This window comes from Nostoc sp. PCC 9305, assembly GCF_963920915.1.
In the GTDB taxonomy this organism is placed as follows: domain Bacteria; phylum Cyanobacteriota; class Cyanobacteriia; order Cyanobacteriales; family Nostocaceae; genus Nostoc.
The window spans coordinates 1-210 of record NZ_CAWUDN010000327.1 but is presented as its reverse complement, the minus strand read 5'-3'; the positions used below and the strand labels follow the sequence as shown (position 1 = coordinate 210).

Genomic DNA, 210 nt, shown 5'->3' with positions numbered 1-210 from the left:
AACCTGACGGTGCGCGGCGTGCCGGTCCGCATGGCCCAGCAAACCGTCATGATACCGGGCCGCACCGCCCCGGTGGTCGTCTCGGTGGCGCAAAGCCTGGATTCCCGCCGGGCCAGCCTGCACGAACTGTACGGCAGCCTGCTTCTTCTGCCCGGCCTGCTGGTCGTGCTGGCGGCCTTGCTGATCTGGCCCGCCCTGCAATGGGGCCTG

At 70.0% G+C, this 210-nt stretch carries 1 protein-coding gene; it reads left to right on the top strand.

From position 1 onward, the window contains the following. On the top strand, window positions 1-210 hold a 210-nt coding region (locus tag ACM0OX_RS35925; protein ID WP_414520009.1), incomplete at both ends, for a sensor histidine kinase N-terminal domain-containing protein.